The organism is Rudaea sp., from assembly GCF_047601565.1.
Taxonomy (GTDB): domain Bacteria; phylum Pseudomonadota; class Gammaproteobacteria; order Xanthomonadales; family Rhodanobacteraceae; genus Rudaea.
Window position 1 is genome coordinate 2,814,473 of sequence record NZ_JASGIY010000001.1, and the last position, 13,423, is coordinate 2,827,895.

Annotated in this window: 9 protein-coding genes; 7 read left to right on the forward strand and 2 right to left on the reverse strand. The window is 65.6% G+C overall.

All coding sequences use genetic code 11. The features are described from left to right. The first annotated feature begins 92 nt into the window (after nucleotides 1-92). From QM741_RS12385 to galU, 6 genes are all read left to right on the forward strand, one after another. Complete coding sequence (locus QM741_RS12385) at nucleotides 93-326, forward strand: hypothetical protein (protein WP_415207991.1); 234 nt, start codon at nucleotides 93-95, stop codon at nucleotides 324-326. Continuing rightward, entirely contained in the window at nucleotides 326-1,510 is a 1,185-nt protein-coding gene (lapB, locus tag QM741_RS12390) for a lipopolysaccharide assembly protein LapB (protein ID WP_415207992.1), read from the forward strand. Before QM741_RS12385 ends, lapB begins: the two co-directional genes overlap by 1 nt. After that, entirely contained in the window at nucleotides 1,450-2,649 is a 1,200-nt protein-coding gene (locus tag QM741_RS12395; RefSeq protein WP_415207993.1) for an MraY family glycosyltransferase, read from the forward strand. Before lapB ends, QM741_RS12395 begins: the two co-directional genes overlap by 61 nt. 18 nt (nucleotides 2,650-2,667) lie before the next feature. After that, entirely contained in the window at nucleotides 2,668-4,560 is a 1,893-nt protein-coding gene (locus QM741_RS12400) for a polysaccharide biosynthesis protein (RefSeq protein ID WP_415207994.1), read from the forward strand. A gap of 137 nt (nucleotides 4,561-4,697) precedes the next feature. Beyond that, nucleotides 4,698-5,231: a nucleoside 2-deoxyribosyltransferase domain-containing protein gene (locus QM741_RS12405; RefSeq protein ID WP_415207995.1), complete on the forward strand. Its 534-nt coding sequence runs from the start codon at nucleotides 4,698-4,700 to the stop codon at nucleotides 5,229-5,231. Nucleotides 5,232-5,246: 15 nt separating this feature from the next. After that, nucleotides 5,247-6,131, forward strand: a complete 885-nt coding sequence (gene galU, locus QM741_RS12410) for a UTP--glucose-1-phosphate uridylyltransferase GalU (RefSeq protein WP_415207996.1) — start codon at nucleotides 5,247-5,249, stop codon at nucleotides 6,129-6,131. Nucleotides 6,132-6,182: 51 nt separating this feature from the next. On the opposite strand, the gene QM741_RS12415 is transcribed toward galU, so the two are convergent. Together QM741_RS12415 and QM741_RS12420 are read right to left on the reverse strand one after the other, a co-directional pair. Beyond that, nucleotides 6,183-8,825, reverse strand: coding sequence for a tetratricopeptide repeat protein (locus tag QM741_RS12415; RefSeq protein WP_415207997.1), 2,643 nt, complete (start codon nucleotides 8,823-8,825; stop codon nucleotides 6,183-6,185). 4 nt (nucleotides 8,826-8,829) lie between these two features. Further along, nucleotides 8,830-9,381: an ECF-type sigma factor gene (locus QM741_RS12420; RefSeq protein ID WP_415207998.1), complete on the reverse strand. Its 552-nt coding sequence runs from the start codon at nucleotides 9,379-9,381 to the stop codon at nucleotides 8,830-8,832. A gap of 465 nt (nucleotides 9,382-9,846) precedes the next feature. Between QM741_RS12420 and QM741_RS12425 the strand changes: the two genes are divergently transcribed. Continuing rightward, complete coding sequence (locus QM741_RS12425; protein WP_415207999.1) at nucleotides 9,847-13,368, forward strand: Ig-like domain repeat protein; 3,522 nt, start codon at nucleotides 9,847-9,849, stop codon at nucleotides 13,366-13,368. Nucleotides 13,369-13,423: the final 55 nt, after the last annotated feature.

The window sequence follows — 13,423 nt, forward strand, 5'->3', positions numbered from 1 at the left end:
CTCTTGGCTCACGCATGCGCCTGGTTTGGATTCTCCTGATACTCGTTTTCGCCGCAGCCGGCGCCGTTTTCGGCGCGCTCAACTTCGATGCGGTGGACTACGATTTCTATATTGCGACATGGCGCGCGCCCAAGGGCGCGATCCTGATTGCTGCACTGCTGATCGGCTGGCTTCTCGGCGGCGCGTTCGTCTATTTCGGGCTCGTGTTGCGCCTGCGCCGGCGTTTACGGGTGCAGGCGCGCGGATCCAGCCGCATCGATCGCGATGCGGATGCGAGCCAGCCCGCGTCGCCACAATCCCGAACGCCCGTTGAGTCCGGCCGCTGATGCAAACCGCACAGATTCTTGCCCTGGTCTGCGCTGCACTGCTTCCGGTCGCGGCCGCCTCGGGCTGGTTCCTCGGCAAGCGCAGCAGCGAGCGCCGCCGCCATGCGCGCGTATCCGAATTGTCGTCTAGCTACTTTCGCGGCCTGAACTACCTGCTCAACGAGCAGCCCGACAAGGCGATCGAGGTGTTCCTCCAACTCGCCGAGTACAACCGCGACACGGTCGAGACGCATCTGGCGCTGGGCAACCTGTTTCGCCGCCGCGGCGAGGTCGATCGCGCGATCCGCGTCCACCAGCACTTGATCGCGCGGCCGAACCTGTCGGAAGAAGAAAAAACCATCGCCTTGCTCGAACTCGGCGAAGACTACATGCGTGCGGGTCTTCTGGATCGCGCCGAAACGCTGTTCACCGACCTTGTCGCGATGGATGCGCAGGCGCCGTCCGCGCTCAGGCACCTCGTCGGCATCTATCAGCACGAGAAGGACTGGGAGAAGGCGATCGAGCACGCGCGGCGCATGGAAAAGATCACCGGCGAATCGCAGGGCGCGACGATCGCGCAGTTCTATTGCGAGCTCGCCGAGCAGGCGCGTGCGGCGAAGCAGTTCACCGATGCGCGCAAGTGGATCGACCAGGCGCTGCGCAGCCAGCCCGAAAGCGTGCGTGCGCAGATCGTGCTCGGCCATCTCGAATTGCAGGAAGGCGACGTCAAGGCCGCGGTTGCCGCGTTCGAGCGCGTCGCCACGCTCGACGTCGATTTCGTGCCCGAGATCCTGCCGCAACTGCTCGACTGCTATGCGCGCCTCGGCCAGATGCAGCGCGCGGAGAAATTCCTGCTCGACAACATCGATCGCTCGCACGGCGTCGCCCCGGTGATTGCGCTGGCCAAATTGTTCGCGAGTACGCGTGGCGAACCGATCGCGATCGAATTCCTCACCCGCCAGTTGCGCCAGCGCCCGTCGATCCGGGGTCTGATGACATTGATCGTCACCGACCTGCACCGCTCGGAAGGCCCCGCACGCGACAACCTGCTGGTGCTGCAGGACTTGACTCGTCGTCTGCTCGAAGGGCAGGCCGCGTATCGCTGCACGCGTTGCGGCTTCGGCGCCAAGTCGCACCATTGGCAGTGCCCGAGCTGCAAGACCTGGGGCTCGGTGCGGCCGCTGCATGGCGTGGCGGGCGAGTAGGTGCATGGCGGAATGCGCTCGCGCCGGGGCGGAAAGAGCCTGTGCCGATGACGTTTGAACCGGCCACTGTTTCGCTCCTGTTCGCTTGCGCGCTTTTTTCCGCGCTCGTCACCTGGCTCTCGATTCGATATGCCCATCGTCGCGCGCTGCTCGACCTGCCTGGACAACGGCGCTCGCATTCGGTGCCGACACCGCGCGGCGGCGGCATCGGCATCGTCGCGGCGTTGCTGGCCGGGCTTGCGATCCTCGCGGTTCGCGGGCAGCAAACGATTTTCGGCGGCTGGCTTGCTGCGGCGATCGTCCTGGTTGCCGCGGTTGGATGGGCCGACGATCATCGACCATTGAGTGCGCGCCTGCGCCTGTTCACGCATCTGCTCTCGGTTGTGGTGTTGTACTTTCCGCTGTTTCGCTTTCTCGCGACATTGACGACATCGAATATCGCTTTGGCCGGAAGCGCCGAAGCCGCCGCTGCCGAAACATCGTTGACGAAAGATGCCGTTGTTTTCATCGCGGTTGCCGTGTTCCTCCTCGCCAACGCGTGGTTCATCAATCTGCACAACTTCATGGACGGCATCGACGGCTTGTTGGCGAGCCAGGCCGTCTTCGTCTTTCTGGCGTTGGCGTGGACGGTTTCCGGCGACAGCCAAACGGTGCTGTGGTTGTGTGCGGCGGCAGTTGTCGGATTCCTGCCGTTCAATTTCCCGCGGGCTCGAACTTTCATGGGCGATGTCGGCAGCGGCCCGCTCGGGCTGTTGATAGCGGTTGCGGTGATGCTGCAGGTCTTGTCGTTCCGTGGTTCGCCCTTCAGCGGCTTGATCGCCTGTTCCGCCTTCGTCGTCGACGCCACCTTCACCTTGCTCTCGCGCATGTGCGCACACCGGCGCTGGTATAGTGCGCACCGCGAGCATCTGTACCAATGGCTCGTGCGCAGCGGCTCGTCGCATGCGCGCGTGGTCGCCTTCTACATGGGCTGGAACTTGTTCGTCGTCGTGCCGGTCCTATATGCGGCCAATCGCGGCGCTGCGGCGAGCGGATTCGCCTGGGCATGTGCGATCTACGCCTTCGGGCCGGCCGTCTGGATCGCGGGCAAGCGCCGGTGCCTGCGCCAGGCGCGGAACGCGAAGCAGCGAAAAGTATAGGATGGGATTTTTCCGACGATGCGCCCGCGCAAACTGATCGCCGCGATTCACCCGCGCCTCGCCGTGGTGCTGCACGACCTGGCGATGGTCTGGCTCGCCTGGGTCGCGACCATCTGGCTGCGCTACAGCTTCGAACCCGGTGCAGTGCCGCACGTGGCGTTCGCGCCCGAGGCGGCGATCGTCGTGTTCGTGCAGGGCCTCGTGCTGTGGTGGACCGGCCTGTACAAGGGCCTGTGGCGTTTCGCCAGCCTGCCCGACCTGTGGAACATCCTGCGCGCCGGCGTGCTCGGCGCGCTCGGCATCGCCGTGGCGCTGTTCCTCTACAACCGTCTCGCCACGGTGCCGCGTGCGGTGCTCGTGGTGTATCCCGCTGTGCTGGTGATCTTCCTCGGCCTGCCGCGGCTGGCGTATCGGTACTGGAAAGACAGCCGGCTGGATTTCGCGCGAGGCATGCCGGCCAAGCGCGTGCTCGTGCTCGGCGCGGGGCGCGCGGGCGAGACGCTGATCCGTGAATTGTCGCAGGAACGCCGCTATCGTCCGGTCGGCATCCTCGATGATAACGCGCAACTGCGCGGCGCCAAGGTGCACGGCGTGCCCGTGCTCGGTACGATCGAACAACTGCCCGACCTCGCCGGCGAAGTCGCCGCGGAAATGCTGCTGATCGCGATGCCCTCGGCGAGCAACGCACAAATGCGCCGCATCGTCGAACTGTGCGAGGCGACCGGTATCGCGTTCCGCACCGTGCCGCGATTGCAGGACGTCGTTGCCGGACGCATGGGCTTCAACGAATTGAAGGAAGTCGCGATCGAAGACCTGCTCGGCCGCGATCCGGTGCAACTCGACTGGACCGCGATCCGCACCGGCCTGTCGGGCGCGCGCGTGCTCGTGACCGGCGGCGGCGGATCGATCGGCTCGGAACTGTGCCGGCAGGTTGCGAGGCTCGGCGTCGAATCGCTTACCGTGCTCGAATTGTCCGAATACAACCTCTACCGCATCGAGCAGGAATTGCGGCAGGAATTCCCCGAACTCGTCTTCAACGCGGTACTGGGCGACTGCGGCGACGCAGCTGTGTGCGAGCGCGCGTTCGCGCATGCGCGAACGCAGATCGTCTTCCACGCCGCCGCGTTCAAGCACGTACCGCTGTTGCAGACACAGGTGCGCGAAGCGTTCCGCAACAACGTGCTCGGTACTCAGACCGTCGCGCAGGCGGCCGACCGCTTCGGCGTCGGCAGCTTCGTGATGATCTCGACCGACAAGGCGGTCAACCCGACCAGCGTCATGGGCGCGTGCAAACGCGCCGCGGAAATCTTCTGCCAGAACTTCGCCGCGCGTTCGCGCACGCGCTTCATCACGGTGCGGTTCGGCAACGTGCTCGATTCGGCCGGCAGCGTCGTGCCGCTGTTCCGCGAGCAGATCCGCAACGGCGGCCCGGTCACGGTGACGCATCCGGAGATCACACGCTACTTCATGACGATCCCCGAAGCCTGCCAGCTCATCCTGCAAGCCAGCGTGTTGGGTGCCGGCGGCGAGATCTTCGCGCTCGACATGGGCGAGCCGGTCAAGATCGGCTATCTCGCCGAGCAGATGATCCGCCTCGCCAACAAGGTACCCGGTCGCGACGTGCATATCGTCTACACCGGCTTGCGCCCGGGGGAAAAGTTGTTCGAGGAGTTGTTTCATTCGCAGGAAAACTACGTCGACACGAGTCACGCGAAGATTTTCCTCGCGCAGCCGCGCAGCATGTCGTGGGACCTGCTTAGCGCCCAGCTCGCGCGCGCCGCGCAGGCCGTGCGCGATTACGACGAGGAAACGCTGCGCCGCTGCCTGACGAACCTGTTGCCCGAGTTCGCCTGGCGCGACGAGGGCGAGGCGGAGGTGGTGCCGATCGCGCGCGGTCAAATGCAGAATTAGGCAACGATATGTATTTCATTCGCAGCTGGAAATGCTCGGTGGATTCATCGCGAAAGACGTGGCATGGCGTCAATATGGTTCGTAAATTTTTCGGATCGTTTGCCCGTCACGGACGTTTTGCATTGCTGTTTTTTGCGATGTCGATCGGCAGTTCGGTCGCCGTGGAATCCGCCTCTGCTGCTTCGCACACCTCGACCGTGATCAAGTCGCCGGCCGTGGTTCCGGAAAACGACAAGCGCCTGAGTGTTTTCCTCGCCGGCACCATCGACATGGGCGGCTCCGAAAATTGGCAGGCGAGGGTCGAGCGCGAGCTGGCCGACGAAAACGTCGTCCTGTTGAATCCGCGTCGCGACGATTGGAATCCGGCGTGGAAACCCACGGCCGCGCAGCCGGAATTCAAGGCGCAGGTAGAATGGGAATTGGCGGCGCTCGAACGCGCGGACATCGTATTGATGTACTTCGCGCCGGCGTCGCAGAGTCCGGTCACACTGCTCGAACTCGGCTTGCATGCGCGATCGGGAAAAGTGCTGCTGGCTTGTCCGGAAGGTTTTTGGCGCAAAGGCAATATCGACATCACCGCCGACCGCTATCATGTGCCGCGATACGAGACGCTCGACGCGCTCATCGCCGCGGTCAGGGTGCGCGTGAGGCAATTGCGCCACGAGAATTGATTCGAAAGGAGACGTATGGCGAAACCGATGCGCAAAGTGGTATTCCCCGTGGCCGGCCTCGGCACGCGCTTCCTGCCGGCGACGAAAACCGTCGCCAAGGAAATGCTGCCCGTGCTCGACCGGCCGCTGATCCAGTACGCGGTCGACGAGGCCGTCGACGCCGGCGCGGACACGCTGATCTTCGTCACCAACCGCTACAAGCATGCGATCGCGGACTACTTCGACAAGGCCTACGAACTCGAATCCAAGCTTTCGCAGTCGGGCAAGAAGGAACTGCTCGCGCTCGTGCAGGGCACGCTGCCGAAGAACGTGCGCTGCATCTTCGTCACCCAGCCCGAAGCGCTCGGCCTCGGCCACGCCGTGCTCTGCGCCAAGCAGGTCGTCGGCGACGAGCCGTTCGGCGTGATTCTCGCCGACGATCTCATCTGGAACGCCGGCAAGAGCTGCCTGCGCCAGATGTCCGAACTGTCGATGCGCGAGAATGGCGCGGGCGTGATCGCGGTCGAGGAAGTGCCGCACGACCAGACCGACAAGTACGGCATCGTCGACGCGACGAAGGTCACCGATCGCGCGGCGAAGATCAACCTCGTCGTCGAGAAGCCCAAGCCCGACGTCGCGCCGTCGAACCTCGCCATCGTCGGCCGCTACGTGCTGCCGGCGCGCATCTTCGAACTGCTCGAGAACACCCAGCCCGGCGCGGGCGGAGAGATCCAACTCACCGACGCGATCGAGGCGTTGCTCGGCGAGCGTTCGGTGCTGGCCTACCGCTTCGAGGGCACGCGTTTCGACTGCGGCAACAAGCTCGGCCTCGTCCAGGCGACGCTGCACATGGCGATGCAGGATGCGAAGCTCGCCGCGGCGACCAAAGACTTCATCCGCAGCTCGGGACTGGCCGGTTGAGGCATCGCCTCGACGACGCCGGCTGAATCCGGCCTGGCCGCCGCGCGGAACCTAGAGCGCGGCGATCAACGCTTCGACGCGGCGCCGCTGCGGCGCGTCGGGCGGCAGGATCCTGGCGCGGATCGACGCCGATTCGCCGAGCACGGACTTGGCTTCGTCGCGCTGCTGCATCTGCAATAGCGCGCCGAGTTTTTCCAGCACTTCGGCGCGGCCGGCGAGATTCACTTCATTGTGTTCTCGGTAGATCGCGAGCGCCTTGCGCATCGAACGTTCCGCCTCGCTCAGTTTGCCCTGTGCCTGCTGCACGCGGCCGATCGCGAGATGATCGTCGGCGACGTAGAACGACGTCTCGCTATTGAAGCGGATTTCGTTTGCCAGCGCCTGCTCGAGCGTCGCCGAGGCCGCGTCGAGCTGATTCAAGCCGAGTTGGGCGAGGCCGAGGTGATTGAGCACGCGCGCCATGTACGCGCTCTCGCCGTGCTCGCCGGGCCTGTGCATGTCGGCGCGCAGGGTGAAATTCGGCAGCGCCGCACGCGCCAAGCGCTCCGCCTCCTCGTAGCGGCCTTTATACAGATACAGGCGCGCCAGTTCGTCCCGTGTGCCGCCGACGAACAGGCTGTCGGAGCCTTGCAGTTCGATCTGGATGTCGAGGGCTTCCTTGAACTCGCGCCCGGCCTCGTCGTAGCGACCGAGCGATACATTGAGAAAACCCATGTCGACCAGCGCATAGGCCACGAGCGTATGCTTGGGGCCGAGAATCTTGCGGCATAGCGCGAGCGAATCGCGCAGCAGCGGCTCGGCTTCGGCGTAGCGCCCCTGCGAGGTCAGCGTATAGCCGAGCTTGCCCTGGGTATCCAGCACGCGCACGACCTGGGTCGAATTCTGCCAGTCGCCTTGCTGGAGCATGCCGAGGATGGTGCGGAACGCACGCTCCGCCGCCGCATCCTTGCCGCGGTAGAACTGGATGTAGCCGAGAAATCCGTAGCCGGCAAACGCCTCGCGGCTGATTGCGCCGAACAGTTTTTTCGCGATCTCGATGACCTGCAGTTGCGCCGTTTCGGCGGCGACCAGATTGCCTTTGCGCACGTCGTTCGCCGCAGCCATGCTGAGCGCCGCGCTGCTTTCGCGGCTTTCCGCGCCGGTCAGTTTCGCCGCCAGTTCGCGCCAGCGCGGCAGGATCGCCTCCATCTTGTCGTACTGCTCGTCGCGCAGGTAGGCGCCGGCGAGATTGTCGAGCGCGTCGAGCGTTTCCCGCGAATCGGCGCCGTAGGCGCGCTCGCGGATCTGCAGCGACTGCTCGTACATCGGCGTCGCGCGGTCGTTGAGGCTCAGGCTGCGGTACGCATTTGCCAAGGTCACCAGCAGGCGATCCCTGACCTTGGGATCGTCGATCGCCTGCTTGTCGATGTTGGCCGCGCCCTGGTCGAGCAGGGCGCGTGCGGAAATCTCCTTGCCGCGTGCCTGCGCGGGATCGGATGCGGAAAACACCCTGGCGAGGAAATCGGCGAGGCGCTGCGCCGCATCGCGTTCCTGGCGCACCTGGCGTACTTGCACCGCAAGCGCAACCGTGAATCCGATCAGCACGGCGAGCGCGCCGCAGGCCAGGGCGACGCCGAGTTTATTGCGCTCTGCGAACTTGCGCCAGCGGTAGGCGCGCGAGGTTTCGCGCGCGCGGATCGGAAATCCGCGCAAATGGCGCTCCACGTCTTCGGCCAGCGCCAGCGCGGAGGTATAGCGTTGCGCCGGGTCCGCCGCGCAGGCACGTGCGAGGATTGCATCGATGTCGCCGCCGAGGCGCTTGCGCCACGGCAGCTCCGCTGCCGCAACCGTGCTCGGCGCCGGCAAGGTCGTGCGCGCTGGATCGCGCGGCGGCGGTGCCCGTCCGCTGACCATCTCGTAGAGCAGGGCGCCGAGCGCGAACACGTCGGACTGGATCGTCGGCGCTTCGCCACGCGCCTGTTCCGGGCTGGCATAGCGCGGCGTATGGAAGTGGCAGCCGTCGCCCGCGCTTTCGCCGCTGCGGTCGAGCGCCTGAGCGATGCCGAAGTCGAGCAGCACCGGCACACCGTCCTCGCGTACCAACACGTTCGATGGCTTGAGGTCGCAGTGCACGACCAAGCGCTGATGAGCAAATTGCAACGTTTTGCAAATGGATACGAATATACCCAGGCGTTCGTCGAGGTTCGGGTTGTTCTCTTCGCACCAGGTGCCGAGCGAAACGCCTTCGACGTACTCCATGACCAGATACGGCGCGCCGCCCGGCGTCGCACCGCCGTCGAGCAGGCGTGCGATCTGCGGATGCTGCAGGTTGGCCAGCAACTGGCGTTCCCGCGCGAACCGCTGCGCCATGCCGTCGTCGCCGAGACCGCGGATCAGCTTGACCGCGGCCTGCTGGTCGAAATGCCCGTCCGCGCGCTCGGCGAGGTAGACCGCGCCCATGCCGCCGTGGCCGATCTCGCGCACGAGGCGCCAGGCGCCGAGCACGTCGCCCGCATGCAACTCGGTGGCGCCGAAGTCGGCGATCATCGCGCCGATGCCCGTCCGCGCGCGGGTACGCGTGAGCGAATCGGCCTCGATGAGGCCGAGTACCTCGCGCACCATCGCATCGTCCGCACCGCCCGCGCGCAATGCGTCGATGCGCTGCGTCGCGGGCAGGTCGCAGACGAGGTCGAACAGGCGGCGCAGGTCGCTCATGCGCTCAGGCCAGCGCGCGGTTGACGAAGGCACGGGCGAAGCGCAGGTCGCGGTCCACGGTCGGCACGGACACGTCCAGCGCTTGCGCGATCTCCTCGCGCTGCATGCTGGCGAAGACGGACAATTCCATCGCGCGCGCGGCGCGCGCATCGAGCGCCTCCAGCTTGTGCAGGGCGTCGTCGAGCACGACTACGTCCATCGCGCCGGCGTCGCCGGGCAGATCGTCGGCGGCGCCGAGCGTGACCGTCGCATGCGAGCCGGGCCGGCGCCCGGCGAGGATCGCACGCGCGCGATCGACCAGGATCGAACGCATGTACAGCGCGCTGACGGCGAGGAAGTGCGCGCGATTGGCGAAGGCCTTGCCGGCGCCGAGCAGACGCACCATCGCTTCGTGGACGAGGTCGGTCGGATCGAGCGTCGCCGAATCCGACTCGCCGCGCAGCCGCTGCACGGCGATCTGACGCAACAGGTCGTAAAGCTCGGGCATGACCGGTTCGAGGGCGGCCGGATCGCCGCCGCGCCAGGCGGCCAGGCGAACGGTGATGTCGGAAGTCAAAACGTCGCATCCATTTCCGCGAATGGCCGCGATGATGCGGCAAAGCATTTGGCTTTGCAAAAATTCCAACCCGGCGGGTAGTGGTCCGGTTTGAAACTCCGTTCGCCCTGAGCGTAGGCGCGCAGCGCCGGAGTCGAAGGGTGCTGGCACGGCGCTTCGACTTCGCGGCCGACGGCCGCTACGCCCAGCGCGAACGGTTCCATCGGATTTCAAACGAGACCACTACCGCCCGGCACTCGAGCCGCGGCGCCTGCGGAAAAATATTTTTCCGGGCGTGACAGTCGGCCCCCTTGTAGTTCGCTTGTATGGATTGAATACGGGAATTCCGCAGCGGTATTCGCTTCTGCGTCACGGACAGGGAAAAGTTTTCCCGGCGTGACAGATTCGGGTTCCGTTGTGCGCTTGTGACTAACGATTGCGGAAAAACACCTGGGGGGGACTATGCGACATTGCAATGGCGGCACCATGATCGGTTTCTGGATCTCGGCGCGACAGCTGTGCCGCACGGCGGTGGCACTGTTTGCGCTTTGTCTGGGCGCTTGCCATTACGCCACTCTGCCGCAATGGGTGGAAGCGCCGGTCGTGGCCGACGGCGCGACGGCCAATTTCAACGGTCCCGTGTCCGCCTATGCGGGAAACAATGCCTCCGCGGGGCTGCCCGTCGACCAGTCCGATGAAGCCTATGTGCGCCTTTCGCTCGCCACGCTGCCCGGAGCGGATGCGGTGCAATTCTCTACTTCGGGCAGCGCACTGTCGGTGGGGGCTTCCGGTTACGTGCTCGACGCGTCGAAGGTCGTGCATGCGCGCCTGGTGCTGTACGCGAGCAACGTGCGCCGGGCCGGACGCCTGCGTTTGTCCGCGTTGTCGAATTCGACGAACAGCCTCTGCTGGACGGACGAAGATTCCGCGCCCACGTGTACCAGCGAGGTTTCGACGGGTGCCGGCGAAGATCCCGACGACGCCGGCAAGGACGTGGTCGTCGCCGAGCCGGGATTCTATTCCTTCGACGTGACCTCGATGGTGAAAAGCTGGATCGGTTCGTCCTCGGCTGCCCCGCTTGCCAACAACGGACTGCGGATTCGCGCATTGGCCAACGACGACGGCAGCTACGGCGATTTCACCTTCGTCAGCAAGGAGACCGCCACCGACCAGAACAAAGTTCGCAAGGACGCGCAGTTGTTCGTGACCCTGAGCGACGCCATCGGCTTTTCCGTGCGCGGCGAAGCCACCGCGACGGTGAGCGAGTCCGCGCCCGCGACGAATTTTTCCGCATCCCCCGACCTGGCCGTGGACGGGACCGCCGGCGCACGCCGCTTCGGCCTGGCGTATTTCAAGAACCCGTTGAGTGCGGGCCTTCTTAACAAGGTCGGCACCTTCGCGGTCGAGGGCGCCTATCAGAAAACGACGATCGTTTCGTACCTGAATTCCGCGGCGGACGCGCCGGGCGCCGACGCAGCGTCCGCGTTCGACGTATTCCGCACGAATGCGTTCGATGCGACGCAAATCACCTGGAACACGTGGACGCCTCCCGCCGGCTCGCCGGCGGCGACGAATGCGTTCGTCGCGAAAAGCCGCCAGACCCTGCTCAGCAACGCCAGCGCGGACTATGCGCAATTGTGCGCCGACGCCTACAACGGCAACGGCAGCGACGCGGCCGTACCGAACTATTACGTCGCCTTCGCCACGAATCTCGCGGCGACGCAGCGACTCGATTCCGCGGCCAATGCGACGACCGGTCACAAACCGCGGATCCTCGGCGCCTACGGGCCGTTGACGCAACCGCGCGGGAACACGATCTACGACAGCGACGACGACTATTTCCCGTGGGTACTGGATATTTCCACGGGAGCCATCGGTGGGGCCGGCGGCGCCATGCGCGCCCGCATCGGCCAAACTTTTCCTTTTCGCTACGTTCGCGCCGTCTATTATCCGCCGGGCACCGACAACGCGAATCCGTTCGGCGTGCCGATCAGCCTGGTAGCTCCCGACAGCGGGGCGAGCGCTTCGTTTCCCACACTCGATTTCGAGCTCGGCGATTTCGACGTACAGGGCGGCTACTGGCTCTATCCGGTGAAGGCAAACCGCACGGTCGGCTCCTACGTGGTCAAAGGCAGCACCCCCGGCCATAACTTGCGCGCGGACATTCCCTTCGAGAACCTGCCGCTTCCCGTTCCCTCCCTGTCCGGTCCAGCCACCGTCAGCATGGGCGTCGGGGCGACGACGGTCACGGTCGCCGCGGGCGCCGCCGCGCCGTTCACGCTGCACGTCGACGATGCGGTGGTCGATGCGAACATCGACGACACCACGAAATGGAAGATCGCCAGCAGCGTCGCATCGGATACCGTTCCCGGCACGATCACGCAGACCGACGGCGCCGTGAATTTCGCGATGACGTTCGCATCGGTCGGCCCGCGTACGCTGACCGTGACCAGCATAGGCGACGGCTCGATCGTCACAACGCTCGATGTGACCGTCACCGCGCAGTCGCAGACGCTGCTTGCGGCGCAAGGGTCCATTCCCGTGCATGGCCAGCCGTCCACCTTGTCCGCGAGCGTGACCTACAACAACGGCGTGGCGGTCCCCGATGGCGGGACAGTCACGTTCCGACTGGGAACGGTCGTGCTCGGCACGGCGACGACCTGGGCGGGAAATGTGTCGCTGACGCTTTCCAATTTGGCTACGGGCGTAAATGGGATCACCGCCGAATATGCGGGAGATGCATCGAGTCATGTCGAAGGATCGACGTCCGCTACGGTCGACTATGCCGTCGATCAGGCGGGTACGGTGGTGACGTTGTCTGCGCCCGCATCGGCGACGGTCGGCCAGGCGGTCTGGATCGGCGCAACCGTAGCGGCGAGATTGCCGGGTGCGGGCACGCCCGCCGGCACGCTGACGATAAGCGACGGCGCGGTCTCGTGCAGCTACTCCGTACCTGCCGCTGCAGCAGGATGCAACTTGACGCTGGCCAGCCCCGGCGGCAAGACCGTCACAGCAAACTATTCCGGCAATGACGATTTTCTCAGCAGCGGTTCGACAACCTCGCTGACCGTGCAACTGGCCGATCAAGCCGCGCTGACCGCCTCGGCCACGCCGCCGTCGATCGCGTACAACGGCACGAGTACGCTCTCCACCACGGGCGGTTCGGGCACTGGCGCGGTGAGCTACCAGTTGACGAGCGGCCCATGCAGCCTGAGCGGCAGCACGCTGACCGGCACGGGAGTGGGCACCTGCGTCGTCCTCGCGACGAAGGCGGCCGATGCAAACTACGGTGCCGCGACGGCGAACGTGAGCGTGGCGGTCGGCATAGCATCGCAGACTATCACGTTCACTTCGACGCCGCCGGTATCGCCCGTGGTCGGCGGCACGTACACGGTCAGCGCGACGGGCGGCGCGTCGGGCCATCCGGTGACGTTCTCGATCGACCCGGCCTCGACCGCGGGCGCGTGTTCGATCGCGGGATCGACCGTCACGTTCACCGGCGCGGGCACCTGTCTCATCGATGCGGATCAGGCGGGCGATGCGAACTACGCGACGGCCTCGGCACAGCAGACGATCGCGGTCGGCAAGGACACGACGACGCTGACGCTGAGCGCGACGCCGAGCCCGAGCATGGTGGGGGCGGCGGTGACGATCACGGCGACGGTGGCGGGCGATCCGCCGACCGGCGCGGTGACGTTCTGCGACGGCGCGGCGACGAGCGGGGCGAGTTGTCCGGGCACGACGCTGTGCGCGGCGGTGCCGTTGAGCGTGGGCGCGACGAGTTCGATGGCGGTGTGCACGGCGACGTTCACCACGATCGGCACGCACACGCTGAGCGCGTACTACGCGGGCGACGACAACTTCGTTGCGACGGCGACAGCGCAGGTATTGGTGACCGCGGTCAATGCGCCGGCGGTGCCGGCACCGCTGCTGAACCGCTGGACGCTGCTGCTGCTTGCGGCGCTGGTGGCAGCATTCGCATACCGGCGTGCGCGCGGACTGTTTTGAGATCGGTAGGGCGGGTTTCAATCCGCCTTGCGCGTTTTCCTGCGCCGCCGCGGCG

What these genes read in the sequence shown, in the direction of transcription:
- lapB (WP_415207992.1), top strand. Translation starts at nt 326, where the DNA reads ATGCAAACCGCACAGATTCTTGCCCTGGTCTGCGCTGCACTGCTTCCG.
- QM741_RS12425 (WP_415207999.1), top strand. Translation starts at nt 9,847, where the DNA reads ATGATCGGTTTCTGGATCTCGGCGCGACAGCTGTGCCGCACGGCGGTG.
- QM741_RS12415 (WP_415207997.1), bottom strand. Translation starts at nt 8,825, where the DNA reads ATGAGCGACCTGCGCCGCCTGTTCGACCTCGTCTGCGACCTGCCCGCG.
- QM741_RS12405 (WP_415207995.1), top strand. Translation starts at nt 4,698, where the DNA reads ATGTCGATCGGCAGTTCGGTCGCCGTGGAATCCGCCTCTGCTGCTTCG.
- QM741_RS12400 (WP_415207994.1), top strand. Translation starts at nt 2,668, where the DNA reads ATGCGCCCGCGCAAACTGATCGCCGCGATTCACCCGCGCCTCGCCGTG.
- galU (WP_415207996.1), top strand. Translation starts at nt 5,247, where the DNA reads ATGGCGAAACCGATGCGCAAAGTGGTATTCCCCGTGGCCGGCCTCGGC.